Source organism: Mesorhizobium sp. P5_C1, from assembly GCF_054049815.1.
This window is the reverse complement of record NZ_JBFULQ010001172.1, coordinates 1-875: the sequence shown is the minus strand read 5'-3', so window position 1 is coordinate 875 and position 875 is coordinate 1. Positions and strand designations below refer to the sequence as shown.

The following is an 875-nucleotide window of genomic DNA, read 5'->3' as shown; positions in this document are numbered from 1 at the left end:
GTGATGCGCGGCGTACCTGGCGACGGCGCATCACCGGCGACTGGGGCAATTGCGACCCAGATAACCCGAAGAACCGGCGCACCCGCGCCGCCGCACTCGTCGAACGGATTGCTGCGGATGGCGGTCGCACCAGCGTCGTCATCGACACTGGACCGGATTTCCGCCAGCAGATGCTTATGGCCTCCGTCAGGCGCATCGATGCGGTCGTCTACACGCACCCGCATGCCGACCACATCCACGGCATCGATGATCTGCGTGGTTTCGTCCTCGATCAGCGCCAGCTGATCGATATCCATGCCGACGAGCCGACGATGCTGCGCCTGCGGCAGGCCTTCGGCTATTGTTTCGAGACGCCGGCGGGCAGTTCCTATCCGCCGATCGTCGACGCTCATATCATCCATCACGCCAAGCCGGTCGTCATCGAAGGAGAGGGGGGTGCCCTCACCCTTGAGCCGCTGCCGCAGGTGCATGGCGACATCATATCGCTCGGTTTCCGCATCGGCACGCTCGCCTATTGCCCTGATATCAGTGACTTTCCGGAGGCCACCGTCGAACGGCTGCGCGACCTCGACGTGCTGATCATCGACGCGCTGCAGTACCGGACGCACCCCAGCCATCTGTCGCTTGGCGAAGCACTGGAATGGATCGAGCGGCTGGCGCCACGGCACTCCGTGCTGACGCATATGCATGTGCCGCTCGACTACGCCACGGTGATGGCCGAGACGCCAGCCAACGTCGAGCCAGCCTATGACGGCATGGCGATAGATATCCCATATGATTCATGGTGATGCCACGGTGATGGCCGAGACGCCAGCCAACGTCGAGCCAGCCTATGACGGCATGGCGATAGATATCCCATATGATTCATGGTGATG

1 protein-coding gene is annotated in these 875 nt (G+C 62.5%); it reads left to right on the top strand.

Annotated features, from left to right (window positions below):
• Window positions 1-29: 29 nt before the first annotated feature.
• Window positions 30-788 (top strand): MBL fold metallo-hydrolase, encoded by a 759-nt coding sequence (locus ACXJ7R_RS34680; protein ID WP_457155730.1) that lies wholly within the window; start codon window positions 30-32, stop codon window positions 786-788.
• Window positions 789-875 lie beyond the last annotated feature (87 nt).